This is a genomic window from Bacillus sp. SN1 (genome assembly GCF_002796895.1).
Lineage (GTDB): Bacteria > Bacillota > Bacilli > Bacillales > Bacillaceae > Bacillus > Bacillus inaquosorum.
Map to the genome: position 1 here is coordinate 332,310 of NZ_PHIE01000004.1, position 21,988 is coordinate 354,297.

At 44.2% G+C, this 21,988-nt stretch carries 24 protein-coding genes, 7 tRNA genes and 2 pseudogenes; 29 read left to right on the top strand and 4 right to left on the bottom strand.

The annotated features are described in order from the left end of the window. Positions 1 to 123 precede the first annotated feature (123 nt). Positions 124 to 996, top strand: a complete 873-nt coding sequence (locus CVV77_RS15780) for a cation diffusion facilitator family transporter (protein ID WP_003240325.1) — start codon at positions 124 to 126, stop codon at positions 994 to 996. Positions 997 to 1,010: 14 nt separating this feature from the next. On the opposite strand, the gene CVV77_RS15785 is transcribed toward CVV77_RS15780, so the two are convergent. Continuing rightward, entirely contained in the window at positions 1,011 to 1,331 is a 321-nt protein-coding gene (locus tag CVV77_RS15785) for a thioredoxin family protein (RefSeq protein ID WP_003225161.1), read from the bottom strand. A gap of 154 nt (positions 1,332 to 1,485) precedes the next feature. Here CVV77_RS15785 and CVV77_RS15790 point away from each other — a divergent pair, with 154 nt between their 5' ends. The 5 genes from CVV77_RS15790 to CVV77_RS15815 all read left to right on the top strand — a co-directional run bounded on the left by CVV77_RS15790 (position 1,486) and on the right by CVV77_RS15815 (position 8,023). Next, on the top strand, positions 1,486 to 2,571 hold the full coding sequence (locus CVV77_RS15790) for a D-alanine--D-alanine ligase (RefSeq protein ID WP_100275852.1): 1,086 nt from the start codon (positions 1,486 to 1,488) through the stop codon (positions 2,569 to 2,571). Positions 2,572 to 2,643: 72 nt separating this feature from the next. Beyond that, positions 2,644 to 4,017, top strand: coding sequence for a UDP-N-acetylmuramoyl-tripeptide--D-alanyl-D-alanine ligase (locus CVV77_RS15795; RefSeq protein ID WP_100275853.1), 1,374 nt, complete (start codon positions 2,644 to 2,646; stop codon positions 4,015 to 4,017). Positions 4,018 to 4,416: 399 nt separating this feature from the next. Continuing rightward, positions 4,417 to 5,901 carry a degradosome RNA helicase CshA gene (gene cshA, locus CVV77_RS15805; protein ID WP_019257533.1) on the top strand — a complete coding sequence of 495 codons (1,485 nt, stop codon included), beginning with the start codon at positions 4,417 to 4,419 and terminating at the stop codon, positions 5,899 to 5,901. 171 nt (positions 5,902 to 6,072) lie between these two features. Continuing rightward, positions 6,073 to 6,552 (top strand): PH domain-containing protein, encoded by a 480-nt coding sequence (locus CVV77_RS15810; protein ID WP_100275855.1) that lies wholly within the window; start codon positions 6,073 to 6,075, stop codon positions 6,550 to 6,552. Then, positions 6,542 to 8,023 carry a PH domain-containing protein gene (locus CVV77_RS15815; protein WP_100275856.1) on the top strand — a complete coding sequence of 494 codons (1,482 nt, stop codon included), beginning with the start codon at positions 6,542 to 6,544 and terminating at the stop codon, positions 8,021 to 8,023. Before CVV77_RS15810 ends, CVV77_RS15815 begins: the two co-directional genes overlap by 11 nt. Here the strand turns inward: CVV77_RS15815 and CVV77_RS15820 are convergent. Next, positions 8,020 to 8,619: a rhomboid family intramembrane serine protease gene (locus CVV77_RS15820; RefSeq protein WP_003240338.1), complete on the bottom strand. Its 600-nt coding sequence runs from the start codon at positions 8,617 to 8,619 to the stop codon at positions 8,020 to 8,022. The two genes, CVV77_RS15815 and CVV77_RS15820, sit on opposite strands and share 4 nt — an antisense overlap. Positions 8,620 to 8,713: 94 nt before the next feature. On the opposite strand from CVV77_RS15820, the gene acpS reads away from it, so the two are divergent. The 14 genes from acpS to CVV77_RS15890 all read left to right on the top strand — a co-directional run bounded on the left by acpS (position 8,714) and on the right by CVV77_RS15890 (position 19,518). Then, on the top strand, positions 8,714 to 9,079 hold the full coding sequence (gene acpS / locus CVV77_RS15825; RefSeq protein WP_019257535.1) for a holo-ACP synthase: 366 nt from the start codon (positions 8,714 to 8,716) through the stop codon (positions 9,077 to 9,079). 164 nt (positions 9,080 to 9,243) lie between these two features. Further along, positions 9,244 to 10,260: a LolA family protein gene (locus CVV77_RS15830; RefSeq protein WP_100275857.1), complete on the top strand. Its 1,017-nt coding sequence runs from the start codon at positions 9,244 to 9,246 to the stop codon at positions 10,258 to 10,260. A 114-nt stretch (positions 10,261 to 10,374) separates the two neighbouring features. Continuing rightward, positions 10,375 to 11,544, top strand: coding sequence for an alanine racemase (gene alr / locus CVV77_RS15835; RefSeq protein ID WP_019257537.1), 1,170 nt, complete (start codon positions 10,375 to 10,377; stop codon positions 11,542 to 11,544). A gap of 114 nt (positions 11,545 to 11,658) precedes the next feature. Continuing rightward, entirely contained in the window at positions 11,659 to 11,940 is a 282-nt protein-coding gene (endB, locus tag CVV77_RS15840; protein WP_003225183.1) for a type II toxin-antitoxin system antitoxin EndoAI, read from the top strand. Between the two features lie 4 nt (positions 11,941 to 11,944). Then, positions 11,945 to 12,295, top strand: coding sequence for a type II toxin-antitoxin system endoribonuclease NdoA (gene ndoA, locus CVV77_RS15845; RefSeq protein ID WP_003156187.1), 351 nt, complete (start codon positions 11,945 to 11,947; stop codon positions 12,293 to 12,295). Positions 12,296 to 12,410: 115 nt separating this feature from the next. Continuing rightward, on the top strand, positions 12,411 to 13,235 hold the full coding sequence (gene rsbRA, locus CVV77_RS15850; protein ID WP_003240350.1) for an RsbT co-antagonist protein RsbRA: 825 nt from the start codon (positions 12,411 to 12,413) through the stop codon (positions 13,233 to 13,235). A gap of 4 nt (positions 13,236 to 13,239) precedes the next feature. Further along, positions 13,240 to 13,605, top strand: a complete 366-nt coding sequence (gene rsbS / locus CVV77_RS15855) for an RsbT antagonist protein RsbS (RefSeq protein WP_003225190.1) — start codon at positions 13,240 to 13,242, stop codon at positions 13,603 to 13,605. 3 nt (positions 13,606 to 13,608) lie between these two features. Further along, positions 13,609 to 14,010: a serine/threonine-protein kinase RsbT gene (gene rsbT / locus CVV77_RS15860; RefSeq protein WP_003240352.1), complete on the top strand. Its 402-nt coding sequence runs from the start codon at positions 13,609 to 13,611 to the stop codon at positions 14,008 to 14,010. Between the two features lie 11 nt (positions 14,011 to 14,021). Beyond that, positions 14,022 to 15,029 (top strand): phosphoserine phosphatase RsbU, encoded by a 1,008-nt coding sequence (rsbU, locus tag CVV77_RS15865; RefSeq protein WP_100275858.1) that lies wholly within the window; start codon positions 14,022 to 14,024, stop codon positions 15,027 to 15,029. Positions 15,030 to 15,091: 62 nt separating this feature from the next. Next, entirely contained in the window at positions 15,092 to 15,421 is a 330-nt protein-coding gene (rsbV, locus tag CVV77_RS15870) for an anti-sigma factor antagonist RsbV (RefSeq protein ID WP_019257539.1), read from the top strand. Beyond that, positions 15,418 to 15,900 (top strand): anti-sigma B factor RsbW, encoded by a 483-nt coding sequence (gene rsbW / locus CVV77_RS15875; protein ID WP_084995401.1) that lies wholly within the window; start codon positions 15,418 to 15,420, stop codon positions 15,898 to 15,900. Before rsbV ends, rsbW begins: the two co-directional genes overlap by 4 nt. Next, positions 15,866 to 16,654 (top strand): RNA polymerase sigma factor SigB, encoded by a 789-nt coding sequence (gene sigB, locus CVV77_RS15880; protein ID WP_003240361.1) that lies wholly within the window; start codon positions 15,866 to 15,868, stop codon positions 16,652 to 16,654. The genes rsbW and sigB overlap by 35 nt, the downstream gene beginning before the upstream one ends. Further along, positions 16,654 to 17,253: a phosphoserine phosphatase RsbX gene (gene rsbX, locus CVV77_RS15885; protein WP_060397967.1), complete on the top strand. Its 600-nt coding sequence runs from the start codon at positions 16,654 to 16,656 to the stop codon at positions 17,251 to 17,253. The genes sigB and rsbX overlap by 1 nt, the downstream gene beginning before the upstream one ends. Before the next feature lie 105 nt (positions 17,254 to 17,358). Continuing rightward, entirely contained in the window at positions 17,359 to 19,518 is a 2,160-nt protein-coding gene (locus tag CVV77_RS15890) for a Tex family protein (protein ID WP_100275859.1), read from the top strand. Between the two features lie 9 nt (positions 19,519 to 19,527). On the opposite strand, the gene cmpA is transcribed toward CVV77_RS15890, so the two are convergent. Then, complete coding sequence (gene cmpA, locus CVV77_RS15895; protein WP_003225207.1) at positions 19,528 to 19,641, bottom strand: cortex morphogenetic protein CmpA; 114 nt, start codon at positions 19,639 to 19,641, stop codon at positions 19,528 to 19,530. 103 nt (positions 19,642 to 19,744) lie between these two features. On the opposite strand from cmpA, the gene CVV77_RS15900 reads away from it, so the two are divergent. The 8 genes from CVV77_RS15900 (at position 19,745) to CVV77_RS15935 (ending at position 21,037) form a co-directional block, all read left to right on the top strand. After that, positions 19,745 to 20,197: a SprT family protein gene (locus CVV77_RS15900; RefSeq protein WP_100275860.1), complete on the top strand. Its 453-nt coding sequence runs from the start codon at positions 19,745 to 19,747 to the stop codon at positions 20,195 to 20,197. A gap of 122 nt (positions 20,198 to 20,319) precedes the next feature. Continuing rightward, positions 20,320 to 20,394 (top strand) — tRNA-Asn (locus CVV77_RS15905). A gap of 4 nt (positions 20,395 to 20,398) precedes the next feature. Beyond that, positions 20,399 to 20,489: transfer RNA gene (locus tag CVV77_RS15910), tRNA-Ser, on the top strand. A gap of 29 nt (positions 20,490 to 20,518) precedes the next feature. Then, positions 20,519 to 20,590, top strand: a tRNA-Glu gene (locus CVV77_RS15915). 12 nt (positions 20,591 to 20,602) lie between these two features. Next, positions 20,603 to 20,677, top strand: a tRNA-Gln gene (locus CVV77_RS15920). Between the two features lie 28 nt (positions 20,678 to 20,705). Then, positions 20,706 to 20,781 (top strand) — tRNA-Lys (locus CVV77_RS15925). Between the two features lie 11 nt (positions 20,782 to 20,792). Next, positions 20,793 to 20,874 (top strand) — tRNA-Leu (locus tag CVV77_RS15930). Positions 20,875 to 20,953: 79 nt separating this feature from the next. Continuing rightward, positions 20,954 to 21,037, top strand: a tRNA-Leu gene (locus tag CVV77_RS15935). An 85-nt stretch (positions 21,038 to 21,122) separates the two neighbouring features. Here the strand turns inward: CVV77_RS15935 and CVV77_RS15940 are convergent. Continuing rightward, positions 21,123 to 21,587, bottom strand: a pseudogene (locus CVV77_RS15940) (tyrosine-type recombinase/integrase); the annotation flags it as partial. On the opposite strand from CVV77_RS15940, the pseudogene CVV77_RS22495 reads away from it, so the two are divergent. Next, positions 21,579 to 21,714 (top strand): annotated as a pseudogene (locus CVV77_RS22495) (lipoprotein); the annotation flags it as partial. The pseudogenes CVV77_RS15940 and CVV77_RS22495 sit on opposite strands and share 9 nt — an antisense overlap. Positions 21,715 to 21,988 lie beyond the last annotated feature (274 nt).

Genomic DNA, 21,988 nt, shown 5'->3' on the forward strand with positions numbered 1-21,988 from the left:
AGATCGACAAAAAGTTTCCCGGGGAATAATTTGCTGTCGAAATGTCCCTCTTCATTGAATGCTGCCGCTGCTATTTTTCATGTTTTGAACCATACTATGTAATAGAATGGAGGCTGGTATTCAATGGAGCGGACAGAAAATCTGAAAAAGGGAGAAAAAGGGGCGCTCCTCAATATTTTTGCTTATGTCATCCTTGCTGTTGTGAAGCTTGTCATTGGGATCCTCTATCATTCCGAAGCGCTGAGAGCAGACGGATTAAATAATGGAACAGATATTGTTGCGTCAGTAGCGGTGCTGATTGGATTGCGTATTTCCCAAAGGCCGGCTGACAGCGATCATCCATATGGCCATTATCGGGCTGAAACAATTTCGTCTCTTGTTGCGTCTTTTATTATGATGGTTGTCGGCATTGAAGTGTTAATCGGCGGAGGAAAAGCGATTGCGGGCGGAACTACGGAAACGCCAAGTCTTATAGCGGCATGGACGGCGTTAGGCAGTGCCTTGTTTATGTATGGCATCTACTTATATAACAAAAGGCTGGCGGCATCGATTAAAAGCTCTGCCCTGATGGCAGCGGCAAAGGACAGCAGATCAGACGCTTTTGTAAGTGCCGGAGCGTTTATCGGTGTGATGTCATCCCAGCTTCAGCTGCCGTGGATCGATCCGGTAACGGCTTTTATCATCGGCATCATCATTTGCAAAACGGCATGGGACATCTTTAAAGATGCTTCACATTCTTTAACAGACGGCTTTCACTTAAAAGATCTTGAGCCTTACAAACAGACCGTCGGCAGGATTGAAAGTGTACATCGTCTAAAGGATGTGAAAGCCCGGTATTTAGGCAGCACAGTTCATATTGAGATGGTTATTACGGTTGATCCAAAGCTTACAGTAGAAGAAGGCCATGGAGTGGCGGATGAAGTAGAGGATAAAATAAAACATGAACACGATGTCACTCATGTTCATGTTCATGTAGAGCCCGACGACATAAAATAAGGCTGTTAAACGAATTAGCTTATATGTTCAGATAAAAATTCAGTCACTTCTTCAGGCGTTTTGGCATTGGCGCTGTGAAGATGAGCTGTTTTTTCACCATTTTTGAAGATAAGCAAGCTAGGAATACCCATTACTTGGTATTTTTCAGCCAATTCAGGAAGCTCGTCCTTATTCAACTCATACCAATCGTTTTGATTGTATTCTTCCAAAATATCGCCGATGAACATATTCATGCGTGTGCAGTCTGGGCACCAATCAGCATAAAATTTCACGATAATTTCTTTATCGGATTGAATCAGTTCATTAAATTGTTCGTTTGTCGTGATTTTTTTCATATGTCACATCTCCTTTTCAATGCCATTTTAATATAAAATAAAAAGGAATTACATACAAATGCATTCCACATCAGCATGCCCAAAAATAATTAGATCATTTTCTCGTGAAAGTGATAAGATAGTAAAGATGAATTTGTAGTGGGGGGAGTATCCATTGAAAACAAGTCTAGGATTAGTGTACGGAGGAAAGTCAGCAGAACATAATGTATCACTGCAGACAGCTCTGGCTGTAATCAAAGCGCTAAATACTGAGAAGTTTGATATACATCCGATTTATATAACTGAAAAAGGCGAATGGGTAAGAGGCGCCCGTTTATCTGAGCCTGTTTCAAACGTGAAAATGCTTCAATTTGAGCAAGGAGGCAGTGCTTTTTCTCCAGCTGCTCTGAACCAGAAAATGTTTCCGCAGGAAGCGCCAGAGCAAAATGAAGCCATCGACGTCGTATTCCCGCTCCTCCACGGACCGAACGGAGAAGACGGTACGATCCAAGGAATGCTCGAACTGTTGAATATTCCTTATGTCGGCAACGGTGTGCTTGCTTCCTCAGCAGGCATGGATAAAGTCGTCATGAAACATTTATTCGCGCAGGCAGGCCTTGCTCAGGCTAAATACGCAGCTTTCCTTAAGAAAGATTGGACTCGTTCTCCGGAAGAAAGCTGTAAGCAGGTAGAACAGGAATTAGGCTACCCTTGCTTCGTAAAGCCGGCAAATCTTGGGTCAAGTGTCGGAATCAGCAAATGCCGAAACCGTGAAGAACTGCAAAAAGCGTTTGAGCTTGCATTCCAATATGACCGCAAAGTCGTCGTTGAAGAAGGAATTAACGGCCGAGAAATCGAAATCGGCGTTCTTGGAAATGACGATCCTAAATGCTCTGTTGTGGGAGAGATCGCACCGAAGACAGATTTCTACGATTACAAAGCGAAATATGAGGATGGAGACACTGATCTGATGATCCCGGCGAATGTGTCCGATGAGGAATACGCAAAAATCAGTGATATGGCGATCAAAGCGTTTAAAGCGATCGACGGTTCAGGACTTGTCAGAGCGGACTTCTTCCTGACAGCTGACGGCGAAGTTCTGATCAATGAAGTCAACACAATGCCTGGCTTTACACCTTTCAGCATGTTCCCGCTGCTCTGGAAAGAGGCCGGAGTGGAATACGCTGATCTGATTGAACAGCTTGTAGAGCTTGCAAAAGAACGCCACGCTGAGAAACAATTAATTAAGCATACATTCTAATGAAGATGGGACACTGCCGGTAAGAGGGCAGTGTCTTTTCCCGTATATACAAAAGAAAGAGAGGGACCTCACTTGATTAAGCGAACAGTAAAGAACATTGCCGAGATGGTCAAAGGCACACTGACAAATCCGCAATATGAACAAACAGTCATTCATGGAGTGGCAACTGATACAAGAAAACTCGAACAGCATCAGCTTTTCATCCCGCTGAAAGGGGAACATTTTAACGGCCACACTTTTGTGCCGCAGGCTTTTGAAGCAGGTGTAGCGGCCGTTCTTTGGGATCGGTCAGAACCAAATCCGCCCGAGAATCAAGCCGTCATCTTAGTGGACGACACCCTTTCCGCTCTTCAGCGGCTTGCAAAAGCTTATTTGCAGGAGCTTGGCACCCGTGTCATCGGGGTAACCGGAAGCAATGGCAAAACGACAACGAAAGATATGATTCACGCCGTCCTGGGAACCCGCTACCGTGTCCATAAAACAGGAGGAAACTTCAACAATCACATCGGCCTGCCGCTGACGGTTTTAGCCATGCCTGAAGATACGGAGATCGCCGTATTGGAGATGGGAATGAGCGCCAAAGGAGAAATTGACCTCCTGACCCGCCTGGCAAACCCGGATGCTGCTGTGATTACGAATATCGGCGAATCCCACATGCAAGACCTTGGTTCAAGAGAGGGCATTGCGGAGGCGAAGCTTGAAATCATTAACGGGCTTAAAGAAGACGGAGTGCTGATTTATATCGGGGACGAACCGCTCCTTCAAAAATCATACAGCTGCCAAACAAAAACGTACGGAACGGGAGCTCAAAATGATTATCAGCTTCAGGATGTCAGCCAGAGTGAGGAAGGAACCCATTTTACAATCAAAGGAATGGAAAAAACGTTTTTTATTCCGATACTCGGCAAGCACAATGTCATGAACGCCATGGCTGCGATTGCTGCGGGGGCTTATTTCGGCATCACGCCTGAGGATGCGGCAAAAGGGCTGAGCGGACTAAAGGTAACCGGTATGAGACTTGAACTCATCAAAACAGACAGCGGCATTTCGATTATCAATGACGCTTATAATGCGAGTCCGACATCCATGAAGGCTGCCATTCAATTGACAGAAAGCCTTGAAGGCTACGGGAAAAAAATGCTCGTGCTCGGCGATATGCTTGAACTCGGCGATCTTGAAGAAACGTTCCATAAAGAGTGCGGCGCTGTAATCAGCCCTGAAAAAATCGACCGCGTCTTTACGTACGGAAAACTGGGAGCATTTATTGCGGAAGGCGCACTGAAACACTTTGAGAAAGAATGCGTCAGCCATTTTACTGAGAAAAAGGATCTCCTTCAAGCTGTGAAGGAAAACGCGTCAAAAGGAGATTTGATTTTATTCAAAGCGTCCAGAGGTATGAAGCTTGAAGAAATCGTTAAAGATTTAATAGAGAGCCCGCTTTCGTAAAAAAATCTTGCGGAAAAACCGCATATTGCATCATAAAATAACATGATGTGCAAACACTAATGTATGCCGGCCAGAAATTATGTATATCTGGCCGGCTGCGGCTATGATACAATAAATACAGGTTATTTCGCGATACGAACATATTCGTCCGGCGTTTCATCCGACGACCCGAAGTTCTCCGCCGGACACATGGGAGCGGATGGAGCATCAGCCGGCATATTCGAGAAGCTGATCTGCTTCTCATCTTATTGAAAAACAAATAGTGTAATGGTAAGATAAAACTTAAAGTAATTCGGGCTTTGTATACGGATGGATCCTGTCCTTTTTGTCTAAAGGGCAGTTTTATAAGTGGTAAATCACGACATTACTGAAACAGCAATTAGAAGGAGTTTGAATAATTTGACTATAACGTTTCAAGATTTTAATTTAAGTTCTGATCTCATGAAAGCAATTAATCGTATGGGATTTGAAGAAGCAACACCGATTCAGGCACAAACGATACCGCTCGGACTTTCAAATAAAGACGTCATTGGACAAGCGCAAACAGGTACAGGTAAAACAGCTGCGTTTGGTATACCCCTTGTTGAAAAAATTAACCCCGAGTCTCCTAATATTCAAGCAATCGTAATCGCGCCAACCCGTGAATTAGCCATTCAAGTATCTGAAGAATTATATAAAATCGGACAAGATAAGCGTGCGAAGGTTCTTCCTATTTACGGCGGACAGGATATTGGACGGCAAATCCGGGCGTTAAAGAAAAATCCGCACATCATTGTCGGAACACCTGGACGTCTTCTTGACCACATCAACCGCCGCACAATTCGTTTAAACAATGTAAACACTGTAGTAATGGATGAAGCGGATGAAATGCTGAACATGGGATTCATTGACGACATTGAATCTATTCTTTCAAACGTGCCGAGCGAGCATCAGACACTTCTGTTCTCTGCGACAATGCCAGCACCGATCAAACGCATTGCAGAGCGCTTTATGACTGAGCCGGAACACGTAAAAGTAAAAGCAAAAGAAATGACGGTTTCTAACATTCAGCAGTTCTATTTAGAAGTGCAAGAACGCAAAAAATTCGATACACTGACTCGTCTTCTTGACATTCAGTCTCCTGAGCTTGCGATCGTATTCGGACGCACAAAACGCCGTGTGGATGAGCTGGCTGAAGCCCTGAACCTACGCGGATATGCGGCTGAAGGAATTCATGGTGACTTAACGCAGGCGAAACGTATGGTTGCGCTTCGTAAATTTAAAGAAGGTGCAATCGAAGTTCTTGTCGCAACTGATGTTGCCGCTCGCGGACTTGATATTTCAGGCGTAACACACGTGTACAACTTCGACGTGCCTCAAGATCCTGAAAGCTACGTTCACCGTATCGGAAGAACAGGCCGTGCAGGAAAAACAGGTATGGCGATGACGTTCATTACACCGCGTGAGAAAAGCATGCTTCGCGCAATTGAACAAACAACAAAACGCAAAATGGACCGCATGAAGGAGCCTACACTTGATGAAGCGTTAGAAGGCCAGCAGCAGGTTACTGTTGAACGTCTTCGCACGACAATCAGTGAAAACAACCTGAACTTCTACATGACAGCGGCAGCTGAGCTGCTTGAAGATCATGATGCAGTAACAGTGGTTGCGGCGGCTATCAAAATGGCTACAAAAGAGCCGGACAACACACCGGTTCGCTTAACTGACGAAGCGCCGATGGTCAGCAAACGCTACAAGAACCAGCGCTCTTCTAAACGCAGAGACGGACAAGGCGGCGGCTACCGCGGCGGAAAAGGGAAAAGCAACAACCGTTCTTCCTACGACAAAAAGCGTTCAAACGATCGCCGTTCTTCAGGTGACAGACGCCAGAAAAAATCTTACTAATTCTATCGATTAAGAGCCCAAAACATAACGTTTTGGGCTTTTTTATGTTCATGATTTGTTATTCAGCAAACTTTCAGCTGACGGATGCCATTTTTCTATGTATGCTTAAGAATGAAACCTTTCTGTATAAGAGACGTATAAGTAACGACGAAAAAACGGGAGGTAGGTATTTTGAGAGAGCAGCCAAAAAACCAAATCAGTCCAGACGGATTAAAGGTTTGGCGACTTCAAGAGATCATCGTATCTGCTGTCTGCTTGCTTATTGTCATAGCAGTAGCAGTGTTAAGCTATTATTTTCATTGGCCGTACTGGATCAGCGGCGTGCTCGGCGCGGTTTGGCTGCTGGGTTCGGCTGTGACGGTCTTTATCATTCCAAAGATCCGTCATAAAGTATGGCGCTATGAAGTCCATGAACATGAAATAGATATTCAGTCAGGTATTTTTGTGGTAACGCGTGTGATTGTCCCGATGGTCAGGGTTCAGCACGTCGATACGTCACAAGGGCCGTTATTGAAAAAGTACAACCTGGCAACCGTAAAAATTTCCACGGCCGCAACTGTTCATTCGATCCCCGCTTTAGAGATGGAGGAAGCGGATCGGCTGAGAGACTCCATTTCCCGTCTGGCAAGGGTGACTGACGATGATGTCTGAACCGAAACGCCTGCATCCGGCGGCAGTAATATTGAATTTATGCCATACCATTATTCAAACGATAAAAAATATCATTCTGCCATTCTTTTTTGTGTATATCGTCAATTCGAACAATACTGTCCGTTTTTACGGAGCTATTGCGCTCGGTGTGCTGTTCATCTGGCTTGTAGCCGCAAGCATCATCAAATGGAGAAGGTTTACCTATCGGATCGAAGATGACGAATTTAGAATTGAAGAAGGCTTGTTTGTCACGAAAAAACGATACATATCGATTGATCGGATTCAAACGATGAATACGAGCGCGGGCGTGATCCAGCAAATCTTTAAGCTTGTGAAGCTGCAAATTGAAACGGCAGGCGGAGGCAAGGAGGCGGAAGCTGTTCTTTCTGCTATTTCTGTTGAAGAAGCCGAACGGATCAAGGAAGCTGTCTTTAAGAAAAAAGCACAAAGACACGAAAGCGAACACGATGAAGAATGGCTTGAAGCTGAGCAAGAGCGGATTCCGGCGGTTGAGCCGCAAGAGCACTATCGGATGAACATGAAAGAATTGCTCATGGCCGCCTCTACATCCGGCGGAATCGGAGTGATTATTTCCGCTGTATTTGCGCTTATTTCTCAGCTTGATGAAGTGCTGCCGATGGATTGGTTTTTTGATAAATTTTCCTTTCTTCAGCACGCCAGCATCGGCATTTACGCGGTACTCATTTTTATCGGTTTATTTATCGCCTGGATTTTCAGCATTGCCGGTATGATGTTTAAATACGCGAACTTTCAAATCATTAAAAAAGAGCAGGAACTGGTGATTTCAAGAGGGATTATTGAAAAACATCAAGTCACGATTCCGCTCCGAAAAATACAAGCCATTAAAATAAAAGAAAACATCATCCGCCAGTTTTTCGGCTTTGTGACGGTGTCCATCGTCAGCGCGGGCGGCGGCGACCGGGAAAAAGAAGAAGGCGCTTTGACCATTCTCTTCCCGATGATTCATAAAAAAAAGCTTCCGCACATGCTGCGGACATTTACGCCGGAATACACGCTGGAAGAAAACTTCCGCCGTCTGCCGCGGCACGCGTTGAAACGCTATTTATTCCGTTCCGTCATTTTTTCAATCTTTTTGATCATTCCATTATGTATCTTCTTTCAGCCATGGGGGTATCTGTCGATCATCCTGCTGCCGATTGAATTGATCTTCGGCTACCTCGCATATAAGGATGCAGGATGGACGATCAACGGGGACCGTCTTCAATTGACGTCCAGATTTATCAGCAGAACAACGGGAATTGTGTTAAAAAGACGAATGCAGGTTTGCAAGTTCAGCCAATCGTATTTTCAAAAGAAAGGCCGTTTGTATACCATTTCTACCTCGGTAAAATCATCGAGCCTCATGGAAGAATTATCGGTGAGGGATGTAGGTGAAGAGGATGCGGACTTCATTTTAAACTGGTACTCATATGAAAAAGCGGACGGTTAATACCGCCGCTCTTTTTTTTGCACACATAAAAACGAGAGAAGAAACCCGCCGCAAAGTCCAAACAGATGGGCCATCATGTTAATATTGGAGTTGATAAACGACATGAGAACGGCAAATGCGAGCAGTGTGAGAATCATTTTGGAATGCTCCTGCCCGATCAGCTCTTTGCGAAAAAGAACCATAAACAGATACACGCCGAACAGCCCGAAAATCGCTCCTGATGCCCCGACATGCACGTAATCAAGCGGCTCTGTAACATATGTGCCGATATTGCCGATGATGCCGGAGCCAGCGTACACAAGCAGGAAACGCGCTTTTCCCAGCATGCGTTCCAAAGCAGGGGCAAATAAAAAGATGGACATGGAATTAAACAGCAGATGGGTAAAACCGGCGTGCAGCAAAACCGGTGTGATCAGCCGCCACCATTCACCGTTAGCGACGCCTAAATTATAGCCTGTGACGGCATCTCTCCATAACACGACTGAATGGACAGGAAGTGAAAAAAACAGCCAGAGAACAGCTTGCAAGGCCAATATAAAGGTGACAACGGGATAAAGCCTGATAAACGTTTGGAAATTTTCAGTCCGTATAAACATTCCGAGCCCCTTTTCTTCATTTTGGTATTTCTATAGTAACACGTTTATGAGACAAACCATTCAAATAGTACGTACGCAAAGGAGGTTATCACACATGATTTACGGTATTGGACTAGACATCACCGAGCTTAAACGGGTCGCTTCTATGGCCGGCCGCCAGAAAAGGTTTGCTGAGCGGATTTTGACGCGAAGCGAGCTTGACCAATATCATGAGCTTTCAGAGAAAAGAAAAATAGAATTTCTTGCGGGGAGGTTTGCAGCAAAAGAAGCTTTCTCGAAAGCGTTCGGCACCGGTATAGGAAAACAGCTCAGTTTTCAGGACATTGAAATTAAGAAAGATCAAAATGGCAAGCCCTATATCATTTGTGCGAAGCTGAGCCAGGCCGCCGTTCACGTATCAATCACTCATACAAAGGAATACGCGGCCGCACAGGTTGTGATTGAAAGGTTGTCAAGCTAGTCTGCATATTAGCGAAACCCCACTCATATATTTGATAATGCATTAAGGGAGACAAGTTGTTTGAGGCTTTTATGGTACGCATCCGTTCTGCCTAACGTGTACCGAGCGTACCGTTAAAGTCAAACAAGCGATTTCTTCCTTTTACATCAATTGAGAAAAAGGGGTTGGAAAAGGTGAGAAAAAGCTTTGTTTTGCTTTTAACGGGACTGCTTGCTGTCCTTATTCTTTCTGCCTGCGGGGAAAAAACGCAGCAAGATATTGTGACCGGGTTAGATGAAAAGGCGAAAGAATACACCTCGTACAAAGCAAAAGCGAAAATGACCATCGAGACAGGGAGTGAGCCTCAAGTATACAATGTGGAAATCTGGCACAAAAAGCCGTCTCTGTACAGGGTTTATCTAGAAAATCCGAAAAAGGACCAAAACCAAGTCATTTTACGAAATGAAAACGGAGTATTTGTTCTCACGCCGTCTTTAAATAAGAGCTTCAGATTTCAAAGCGACTGGCCGAACAACAGCAGCCAGGTCTATCTGTTTGAATCGCTCGTAAAGGATGTTCAAAACGATTCAGATGCAGTCTTCACTGCGAAAGAAAAGAAATACGTATTCGAAACAAAAACGAACTATCAGCATAATAAAATGCTGCCAACGCAAGAAATCACGTTTAACAAAAAAGATATGAGCCCGTCATCTGTTAAAGTCATGGATACAGACCGAAAAGTCATGGTGAAAGTAGAATTCAGCAGCTTTGAATTTAATAAACAATTCGACAAAGAATCATTTGACGAAAAGAAAAATATGACTCTTTCCCAAATGGATGTCGCCACAAGCGCGAAGCCATCCGATACATTCGCGGTCAAAACGCCGCTTGAACTGCCGCTTGGCGTAAAGCTGCTTGAAGAAAAAGATATTTCAACTGAAGACGGGAAGCGGATCATCATGACCTACGGAGGAGAAAAATCATTTACCTTAATTCAAGAAAAAGCCCAGATTGCCAAAGCTTCTTCCTCAGTTACGCTGAACGGCGAACCGGTAAATCTCGGCTACACCATCGGCGCCTTGTCGGATGCATCATTATCATGGACATATGACGGCGTAGATTACCTTCTCTCATCAAAAGATCTTTCTAAAGAGGAAATGGTGACAGTCGCGAAAAGCATGCAGGGACAATCATCTAAATAATTGCCAAAGGCCAAACGTGATTTGGCCTTTTTTTCGTCAGGCATCGTTTCCCTTTGAACTATAATTTTAGTATGATATGTAAATGATATTGAATAAAAGCTAGGAAGTGTCATTATGAGCACAAAACCTTTTTACAGAGATACGTGGGCGGAAATCGACTTGTCCGCGATAAAGGAAAATGTCAGCAATATGAAAGAACACATCGGCGAACATGTCCATCTGATGGCAGTTGTAAAAGCGAACGCCTACGGACATGGTGATGCAGAAGTAGCAAAGGCTGCTCTTGACGCAGGTGCTTCATGCTTGGCCGTGGCCATTCTGGATGAAGCGATCTCACTGCGCGAGAAGGGCCTGAAGGCGCCTATATTGGTGCTTGGCGCGGTTCCCCCGGAGTATGTGGCAATCGCGGCGGAATATGACGTGACATTAACAGGTTATTCTGTTGAATGGCTTCAGGAAGCAGCCCGCCACTTGAAAAAAGGTTCCCTTCATTTTCATTTGAAGGTCGATACGGGGATGAACAGGCTTGGTGTAAAAACGGAAGAAGAAGTTCATCACGTGATGGCGATTCTTGATCGCAACCCCCGTTTCAAATGCAAAGGGGTATTTACGCATTTTGCGACAGCGGATGAAAAAGAAAGAGACTATTTCTTCATGCAGTTTGAGCGCTTTAAAGAACTGATTGCTCCGCTGCCGCTAAAAAAAATGATGGTGCACTGTGCCAACAGCGCCGCCGGTCTTCGGCTGAAAAAAGGCTTTTTCAACGCGGTCAGATTCGGCATCGGCATGTACGGTCTCCGTCCGTCAGCCGACATTACGGACGAAATACCGTTTCAGCTGCGTCCCGCATTCACCCTGCATTCGACGCTGTCGCATGTCAAATTGATCAGAAAAGGCGAGAGCGTCAGCTACGGAGCGGAATACACAGCCAAAAAAGACACATGGATCGGGACGGTGCCTGTAGGCTATGCGGACGGCTGGCTTCGAAAATTGAAAGGAACCGAAATTCTTGTGAAGGGAAAACGGCTGAAAATCGCCGGCCGAATCTGCATGGACCAATTTATGGTAGAGCTGGATCAGGAATATCCGCCAGGCACAAAAGTCACATTAATTGGCCGGCAGGGGGATGAATATATTTCCATGGATGAGATTGCAGGCAGGCTCGAAACCATTAACTACGAGGTATCTTGTACAATAAGTTCCCGGGTTCCCCGTATGTTTTTGGAAAATGGGAGTATAATGGAAGTAAGAAATCCTTTATTGCAGGAAAATGCAAGCAAATAGCATCTCATAATGAGAATTCATAAAACAGCTTTGCTTGAAGAGTGAATAATGGTATCATTATCACTGGATGGATAAAAGAGTCGTATCCGTAAGTTTGGTGGAGGTGTATGTTTTTTGTCTGAATCCAGCGCAAGAACCGAAATGAAAATCAGCTTGCCCGAAAACCTAGTAGCTGAATTGGATGGTGTAGCGATGCGGGAGAAACGAAGCAGAAACGAACTGATATCACAAGCAGTGAGAGCGTATGTCAGCGAACGAACAACTCGTCACAACCGTGATTTGATGAGACGCGGCTATATGGAAATGGCGAAAATCAACCTGAATATTTCTTCTGAGGCTCACTTTGCGGAGTGCGAGGCTGAAACGACAGTTGAGCGCTTAGTCAGCGGAGGATAATCATTTGATTGTGAAACGCGGCGATGTTTATTTTGCTGATTTATCTCCTGTTGTTGGCTCAGAGCAAGGCGGGGTGCGCCCGGTTTTAGTGATCCAAAATGACATCGGAAATCGCTTCAGCCCAACTGCTATTGTTGCAGCCATAACAGCACAAATACAGAAAGCGAAATTACCAACCCACGTCGAAATCGATGCAAAACGCTACGGTTTTGAAAGAGATTCCGTTATTTTGCTGGAGCAAATTCGGACGATTGACAAGCAAAGGTTAACGGATAAGATTACTCATCTGGATGATGAAATGATGGATAAGGTTGATGAAGCCTTACAAATCAGTTTGGCACTCATTGATTTTTAGACATATGTACAGGTTGCTCAAATAGAGCAACTTTTTTTGTTTTCAAAAAACATAAACGATATAATAGTGAAATAACGAAAAAAATATGTTGTTTTTTATCGGGAGGTAAGCGAATTTGATGTCGAATCAGACTGTATACCAGTTCATTGCCGAGAATCAAAATGAACTGCTCCAACTGTGGACTGACACACTAAAAGAATTAAGCGAGCAAGAATCATATCAGCTGACTGACCAAGTGTATGAAAATATATCTAAAGAGTATATCGACATTCTTCTTTCATCTGTTAAGGATGACAGTGCTGCTGAAAGCCAAATCAGCGAACTGGCGCTGAGAGCCGTCCAAATTGGACTTTCTTTGAAGTTTCTGGCTACGGCGCTGGCTGAATTCTGGAAGCGTCTCTACACGAAAATGAATGATAAGAGATTGCCAGATCAAGAGAGTACGGAATTAATCTGGCAGATCGACCGCTTTTTCAGCCCGATTAATACAGAAATCTTTAACCAATACTCAATCTCATGGGAAAAAACAGTATCCCTGCAAAAAATCGCGCTGCAGGAGCTATCTGCGCCGCTCATCCCGGTGTTTGAAAATATCACCGTGATGCCGCTGGTCGGAACAATTGATACCGAACGCGCAAAACGAATTATGGAAAACCTGCTTAACGGCGTCGTCAAACACCGATCACAAGTCGTGTTGATTGACATTACGGGTGTTCCTGTCGTCGACACGATGGTTGCCCATCATATTATTCAGGCGTCTGAAGCGGTAAGGCTTGTCGGAGCGAAATGCCTGCTAGCCGGAATCCGTCCGGAAATTGCACAGACGATCGTCAACCTGGGGATAGATTTATCCCAAGTTATTACTAAGAATACCCTGCAAAAAGGAATTCAAACAGCATTGGAAATGACAGATCGAAAAATTGTTTCATTGGGGGAATAACATTTTGAGACATCCGAAAATCCCGATCTTGAAACTGTATAATTGCTTATTAGTGTCCATTCAATGGGAACTTGATGACCAAACCGCATTAACCTTTCAAGAAGACTTATTAAATAAAATATACGAAACAGGTGCTAACGGGGTCGTCATTGACCTGACATCTGTGGACATGATTGATTCCTTTATCGCTAAAGTGCTGGGCGACGTGATCACGATGTCTAAACTAATGGGCGCAAAAGTGGTCTTGACGGGAATTCAGCCTGCTGTGGCAGTTACGCTGATTGAACTTGGAATCGCACTTGAGGAAATCGAAACCGCGCTCGACTTAGAGCAGGGGCTTGAGACATTGAAGCGGGAATTGGGGGAATAGCGAATGAACGACCAATCCTGTGTGAAAATCATGACAGAATGGGATATTGTGGCCGCCAGACAACTGGGACGAAACGTTGCAAAAGAACTGGGTTTCGGCACGGTAGACCAGGCTAGAATTACAACGGCTATTTCAGAATTAGCCAGGAACATTTATTTATATGCCGGTAAAGGCCAGATTGGAATTGAACAGGTCGCAGACAGAGGAAAAAAGGGTCTGAAAATCATAGCGGAAGACCAAGGGCCGGGAATTCCTGATATCCGCAAAGTCATGGAAGACGGATTTTCAACGTCTGGCGGACTCGGAGCGGGACTTCCCGGCGTGAAAAGGCTGATGGATGAATTCAGTTTAAATTCCGTATCGGGGGAAGGAACAGAGATACAAGCCATTAAATGGCTTCGGTAGGAGGTAAGAACGTGGATTTTAGGGAGGTTATTGAGCAGCGGTATCATCAGCTGCTTAGTCGATATATAGCCGAATTAACAGAAACATCTTTATATCAAGCCCAAAAATTCAGCCGAAAAACAATCGAGCATCAAATTCCTCCGGAAGAAATCATCAGCATTCATCGCAAAGTGCTGAAGGAGCTGTATCCGAGTCTCCCGGAAGATGTTTTTCATTCGCTGGATTTTTTAATAGAAGTCATGATTGGATATGGAATGGCTTATCAGGAGCATCAAACCCTCAGGGGGATACAGCAGGAAATCAAATCAGAAATCGAAATCGCGGCAAATGTCCAGCAGACGCTGCTCGGAACAAAGATTCCGCAGGAAGAAGCGCTGGATATCGGCGCCATCAGTGTGCCCGCTAAACAGATGAGCGGTGATTATTACCACTTTGTCAAAGACAAGGAATCCATTAATATCGCAATCGCGGACGTGATCGGAAAAGGCATTCCGGCGGCTCTTTGCATGTCCATGATCAAATACGCGATGGACTCTTTGCCGGAAACGGGCATACACCCTTCTCAGGTGCTGAAAAATTTGAATCGGGTTGTTGAACAAAATGTTGATGCGAGTATGTTTATTACGATGTTTTATGCAAATTACAACATAGACAAGCATCAATTTACATATGCTTCAGCGGGACATGAACCGGGATTCTATTATTCTGAAAAAGACAACACGTTTTACGATTTAGAGGCCAAAGGACTCGTTCTCGGCATCTCGCAGGATTATGACTACAAACAATTCGATCAGCATCTCGATAAGGGCGATATGATTGTTTTATTTTCTGACGGCGTCACAGAATGCAGAACGGAAAACGGCTTCTTGGAGCGTCATGATATACAGAAGCTCATTGAGGAACATATGTGTGGCTCTGCGCAGGAAATGGTCAAAAACATTTATGACAGCCTCCTCAAATTGCAGGACTTTCAGCTTCATGATGATTTTACGTTAATTGTTTTGCGAAGAAAGGTTTAGCATCAGCCAGCCGTGGGTATAAGACAATTAGTGATTTGAAGGAAAATTTGAGGTGATACGTAATGAATATAAATGTTGATGTGAAGCAAAACGAGAATGATATACAAGTAAACATTGCAGGAGAAATCGATGTGTATTCAGCTCCGGTGCTCAGAGAGAAGCTCGTTCCTCTGGCAGAACAAGGCGCTGATTTAAGAATTTGCCTGAAAGATGTCAGCTACATGGACAGTACCGGACTCGGCGTTTTTGTAGGCGTCTTTAAAACAGTCAAAAAACAGGGCGGTTCGCTGAAACTTGAAAATCTTTCTGACCGGCTGATCCGTCTGTTTGACATTACAGGCTTGAAGGACATCATTGATATTTCTGCAAAGTCAGAAGGTGGAGTGCAATGAAGAATAACGCAGATTACATCGAAATGAAAGTGCCGGCCCAACCTGAATATGTAGGGATTATAAGGCTGACACTGTCAGGCGTCGCGAGCAGAATGGGCTATACGTACGATGAAATTGAAGATCTGAAAATCGCAGTCAGTGAAGCGTGTACAAATGCAGTTCAGCACGCTTACAAAGAAGATAAAAATGGGGAAGTGTCAATACGATTCGGTGTGTTCGAAGACCGTTTAGAAATCATTGTGGCGGATGAAGGCGACAGCTTTGATTTTGATGAAAAGCAGCAGGATCTTGGGCCGTACACACCTTCACACACAGTCGATCAATTATCAGAAGGAGGGCTCGGTCTATATTTAATGGAAACGCTCATGGATGAAGTCAGAGTGCAAAACAACTCCGGCGTCACCGTAGCGATGACAAAGTATTTAAATGGGGAGCGAGTTGATCATGACACAACCATCAAAAACTACGAAACTAACTAAGGATGAAGTCGATCGGCTCATAAGCGATTACCAAACAAATCAAGATGAACAGGCGCAAGAAACGCTTGTGCAGGTGTATACAAATCTGGTTGATATGCTTGCGAAAAAATATTCAAAAGGCAAAAGCTTTCACGAGGATCTCCGCCAGGTCGGCATGATTGGGCTGCTCGGCGCGATTAAGCGATACGATCCCGTCGTCGGCAAATCGTTTGAAGCTTTTGCAATTCCTACTATCATCGGTGAAATTAAACGTTTCCTCAGAGATAAAACGTGGAGCGTTCACGTGCCGAGACGGATTAAAGAACTGGGCCCAAGAATCAAAATGGCGGTTGATCAGCTGACGACTGAAACACAAAGATCGCCGAAAGTAGAAGAGATTGCCGAATTCCTTGATGTTTCAGAAGAAGAGGTTCTTGAAACGATGGAAATGGGCAAAAGCTATCAAGCCTTATCCGTTGACCACAGCATTGAAGCGGATGCGGACGGAAGCACCGTCACGATTCTTGATATCGTCGGATCACAGGAGGATGGATATGAGCGGGTCAACCAGCAAATGATGCTGCAAAGCGTGCTTCATGTCCTTTCAGACCGTGAAAAACAAATCATAGACCTTACGTATATCCAAAATAAAAGCCAAAAAGAAACTGGGGACATTCTCGGTATATCTCAAATGCACGTCTCGCGTCTGCAGCGCAAAGCTGTGAAGAAGCTCAGAGAGGCCTTGATTGAAGATCCCTCGATGGAGTTAATGTAATGATCCAGGTTGAAGAAAACGAGCATATTCAAACTCTTGTATACCAACTGAATAAAGAAGGAAAATCGATTTGCGGCGACAGCTTTTTTATGAAGGCTGATGATCAAGAATTAATTTGTGCGGTAGCTGACGGACTTGGAAGCGGATCGCTTGCCAACGAATCTTCTTCAGCAATCAAAGACTTAGTGGAAAACTATGCGAACGAAGACGTACAAAGCATTATCGAACGCTGTAATCAGGCGATGAAAAACAAAAGAGGCGCAACAGCATCTATCCTGAAAATCAATTTTGAACAAAGGCAGTTTACGTACTGCTCTGTCGGAAACGTACGTTTTATTCTGCATTCCCCGTCTGGTGAAAGCTTTTATCCTCTGCCGATTTCAGGCTATTTATCAGGCAAGCCGCAAAAATACAAAACGCATACCGCCACTTATGAAAAGGGTTCAAAGTTCATTATACATACAGATGGACTCAACGTGCCCGATATCCGCTCCCATTTGAAAAAAGGCCAATCGGTAGAAGAAATATCGAATTCGCTGAAAATGTATACGACATCAAGAAAAGATGATCTGACCTATATTCTTGGACAGTTGTCCTAGGAAGTCAGAAAACGAGAAGCTGGAATACCGGCTTCTTTTTTTATGTGTTTTTTTCGGTTTTTGATACACTAGAGAAAGAACGACAAAATTGGAGGCTTTGGTTACATGGAAACGTCAGCCCTTTTAAAACAGCAAATTGCGAAAGAAATAGGTTTATCACAAAAACACGTTGAAAGTGTCATCCGCCTGCTAGAGGACGGCAACACAGTCCCGTTTATCGCTCGATATCGAAAAGAGCAGACGGGTTCAATGGATGAGGTTCAGATTCAGACGATTTCTGAACGCTGGCAATACATACAAAACCTGAATCAGCGAAAAGAAGAAGTCATCAGGCTCATTGCAGAGCAGGATAAACTGACAGATGACTTAAAACGAAAAATTGAGCAATCGGTGAAGCTTCAAGAAGTGGAAGACCTTTACCGCCCGTATAAACAAAAACGCAAAACAAAGGCGACAGTCGCGAAAAGCAAAGGCCTCGAGCCGCTTGCCGACTATATCTTGACACTTCCGCAGGATGATCGCCTGGCAGAAATCGCAGACCAATACATCAGTGAAGAAAAAGAAGTGTTCACAAGGGAAGAAGCGATTGAAGGCGCCAAGCACATTATTGCGGAACAAATCTCAGACGAGCCGAATTTCAGAAAGTGGATTCGCCAGGAAACCTTTAAAAAAGGAACCATTAAGTCTGCAGCCGGTAAGTCGGCAGACACCGACGAGAAAAATGTTTATGAAATGTATTACGAGTATGAAGAGCCAATCGCAAAAGTCGTTCCGCACAGGGTGCTGGCGATGAACCGCGGCGAAAAAGAAGACATTTTAAAGATAACTATCGAACCGCCTGCAGATCATATCAAGGCGTATTTAGAAAAACAGATCATCAAAAACCGCTCAACATCCGTAAAAGAGATTTTGCAGGAGACGATTGAAGACAGCTATAAAAGGCTGATCCAGCCGGCAATAGAGCGTGAAATCAGAAAAGAGCTGTCAGAAAAAGCGGATGAACAGGCGATTCATATTTTCTCTGAAAACTTGAGAAAGCTTCTGCTTCAGCCGCCGATGAAAGGCAAAACCGTTCTCGGTGTTGACCCAGCCTTCCGAACTGGCTGTAAGCTCGCTGTGTCAGATGAGACCGGAAAAGTTTTGGAGATTGGCGTCATCTATCCGCATGCGCCAGTCAACAAAACAAAAGAAGCCCATGAAAAAGTGAAAAAGATTCTTGAACACCATCAAGTCGAGATGGTGGCGATCGGAAACGGCACGGCGTCCAGAGAAACGGAGCAATTCATCGTCAATGTACTGAAGGACATGCCGCGTAAAATTTATTATGTGATCGTCAATGAAGCGGGAGCAAGCGTATATTCGGCTTCTGAGCTTGCCAGAGAAGAATTCCCTGATCTTCAGGTTGAAGAGCGCAGTGCCGTATCTATTGCGCGAAGACTTCAAGACCCGCTCGCGGAACTCGTCAAAATCGATCCAAAGTCTGTGGGTGTCGGGCAGTATCAGCATGACGTCAGCCAAAAACGCTTAAATGAATCTCTGCGTTTCGTCGTCGAAACAGTCGTTAACCAGGTGGGAGTAAACGTCAACACAGCATCCGCCGCGCTGCTTCAATATGTAGCTGGACTATCGAAGTCTGTCGCAGGCAACATTGTCAAAAAACGTGAGGAAATCGGGAAGTTTTCGAATCGAAAGGAATTGAAGGACATTCCAAGGCTCGGTGCGAAAACCTATGAGCAGTGTATCGGTTTCTTAAGAGTGCAGGAAGGGACAGAGCCTTTGGACAGAACAGGCATCCACCCGGAAAGCTACAAAGAAACAAAAGCGCTATTGAAAAAGCTCGGCCTTTCAACAGAACAAATCGGCACGGCGGAATTGAAGGACAAAATCAATCAGCTGGCGCTTTCTGAAACGGCAAAAGAGCTGGGAATCGGAGAAATCACCCTGAAAGATATTTGTGAACAGCTGACAAGGCCGGAACGCGATCCGCGTGACGAGGTTCCTAAGCCTTTGCTGAAAACAGACGTCCTTCAGCTGGAAGATTTGAAAGAGGGAATGGAGCTGCAGGGCACCGTGCGCAATGTAGTGGACTTCGGAGCGTTTGTTGATATCGGAGTCAAACAAGACGGGCTTGTGCATATCTCAAAACTCAGCAATCAATTCGTCAAGCATCCTCTTGATGTCGTATCCGTCGGCGATATTGTGACGGTTTGGGTTGATGGCGTAGATGTACAAAAAGGCAGAGTATCGCTGTCTATGGTAAAATAAAAGCACTGCTTACGAGCAGTGTTTTTTCCTATAGAAATACCAGCATTGATTCAGCAATTTAATTTGGTAATTATCTTTTTCAAGGAACGCTTTTTGCATCTGTTTTTTAAGCCAATTTGGCATAGGCTCATTCCTCCTCAGCTTTTATCATATGAGGGACGGTGATTACCATATTGTATGCGAACGGTGAATTGTCCCGTTCAATGTTTTTTAAGTGAGGTGCACCATGGATAACAAAGAGCTTCAAAAGCTGACAGAGGATATTTCTGAAACGTATTTTAAAAAGCCGTTCCGCCATCAGGCGCTTTTTAATGACCGGCTCAAGACCACGGGCGGAAGGTACCTGTTAACCTCTCATAACATTGAATTGAACAGGAAATATTTGATTGAGCACGGCAGGGAGGAACTGATCGGCATCATTAAGCACGAGCTCTGCCATTATCATCTTCACCTTGAAGGAAAAGGGTACAAGCACAGAGACAGAGATTTTCGAGTGCTGCTGCAGCAGGTCAACGCGCCAAGGTTCTGTACACCCCTTAAGAAAAAAACAGAAAGCAAAAAAACTTATATGTATATCTGTACGGCCTGCGGCCAACAGTATATAAAGAAGCGTGCCATGAACCCCGACAGATACAGGTGCGGAAAATGCCGCGGAAAAATAAAAAGAATTTTTTTGTGAAAAAGGTTGACGAATATGGCAAGCCTATGTTACATTATAAAAGTCGTCACGAGAGATAAATAAAAACATTTACCTCTTGACACTGAAAATCAAGCCTGATATAATAAGTCTTGTCTCATTATTCCACAGTAGCTCAGTGGTAGAGCTATCGGCTGTTAACCGATCGGTCGCAGGTTCGAATCCTGCCTGTGGAGCCATATTGGAGAAGTACTCAAGTGGCTGAAGAGGCGCCCCTGCTAAGGGTGTAGGTCGCGTAAGCGGCGCGAGGGTTCAAATCCCTCCTTCTCCGCCATAAGAATTCGATATAAGTTCTCAACCATCGGCCCGTTGGTCAAGCGGTTAAGACACCGCCCTTTCACGGCGGTAACACGGGTTCGAATCCCGTACGGGTCATTCCATTTTCGTTGGGCTATAGCCAAGCGGTAAGGCAACGGACTTTGACTCCGTCATGCGTTGGTTCGAATCCAGCTAGCCCAGCCATTTTTATTTTTTTAAAATCTAATAGTAAGAGCCATTAGCTCAGTTGGTAGAGCATCTGACTTTTAATCAGAGGGTCGAAGGTTCGAGTCCTTCATGGCTCACCATTTGTCTTTTTGCGGGTGTGGCGGAATTGGCAGACGCGCTAGACTTAGGATCTAGTGTCTTACGACGTGGGGGTTCGAGTCCCTTCACCCGCACTTTAATTACAAAGTGCACGCAAATCGGTTTTGCTAGGTTAAGAGCCTAATAAACCCACAAACAAAATTTAATGACCACGCGGTCGTGGCGGAATGGCAGACGCGCTAGGTTGAGGGCCTAGTGGGTGAATAACCCGTGGAGGTTCAAGTCCTCTCGGCCGCATCAATGATACCAAGGGTTTTGACGCCCTTGGTATTTTTTTGTGTTTATTTTTAAATGATTTACTGCCCACAAACTGCCCACTTACCTAAAGTAAGTCATCTAATTTATCAGCCATTTCCTTTTGCTTGTTTGGATATAGGTGTCCATAAACATCAATTGTTGTTTTTACAGAACCATGTCCTAAACGCTCTTTAATTGTTATGTAATCTTCTCCTTGGTGTATTAATAGTGCAACGTGTGAATGTCTAAAATCATGTAAACGTATAGGAGTAAGATAGCTGTCCTAGCAAAAGTATTATTTTTCGACTGAATATATCTTTTCTTGAAGGTATATCTTTATATTGAAAGATATAGGTCTCATGTGAATGTATGTCTAATACCTAATTCATTAAACAACTCTTCTTGGGCTTCTCTCCAATGTTCTAGTGGCTTAAGCAATTTTTTATTGATACTAACTCGTCGAATCGAATTTTTGGTTTTTAACAACAAATTGACCATCAATCCAGATACAAGATTTATTCACATCTATTTCTAATAAGCTTTTGTCAACTTAGGAGATAAATACGAAAAGATGACCGGTATGCCGGGAAAATGGAGAAAATGATCGTCTTGGCTTGTTGAAGAAAACACCAGACTTTGAAGAAGTAAAAGGTGAAGGGACAAAGTTAGAGGAGTAAACAATGTGTTTACTCCTCTTTTTTTCTGTCTATATAAGGATAGTTAAGTCGCAAAAGTAGTGTTGTAATTGCTTACTGATTTATATGTTGATTCTATATTTTTTTTCTTTCGCAGATGGACTGATGCCATGTTACACATTTTCCTTCTCCATATATCATTTTTGATGACTATTAGAAAATTTCACAATTGCTTTTGCCAATTTTTTCGGAGCCATTATAACTGCTGAGTGATCTTGCCCCGGAAGCGTTTCGTATTTAGCTATAGGCAACAAAT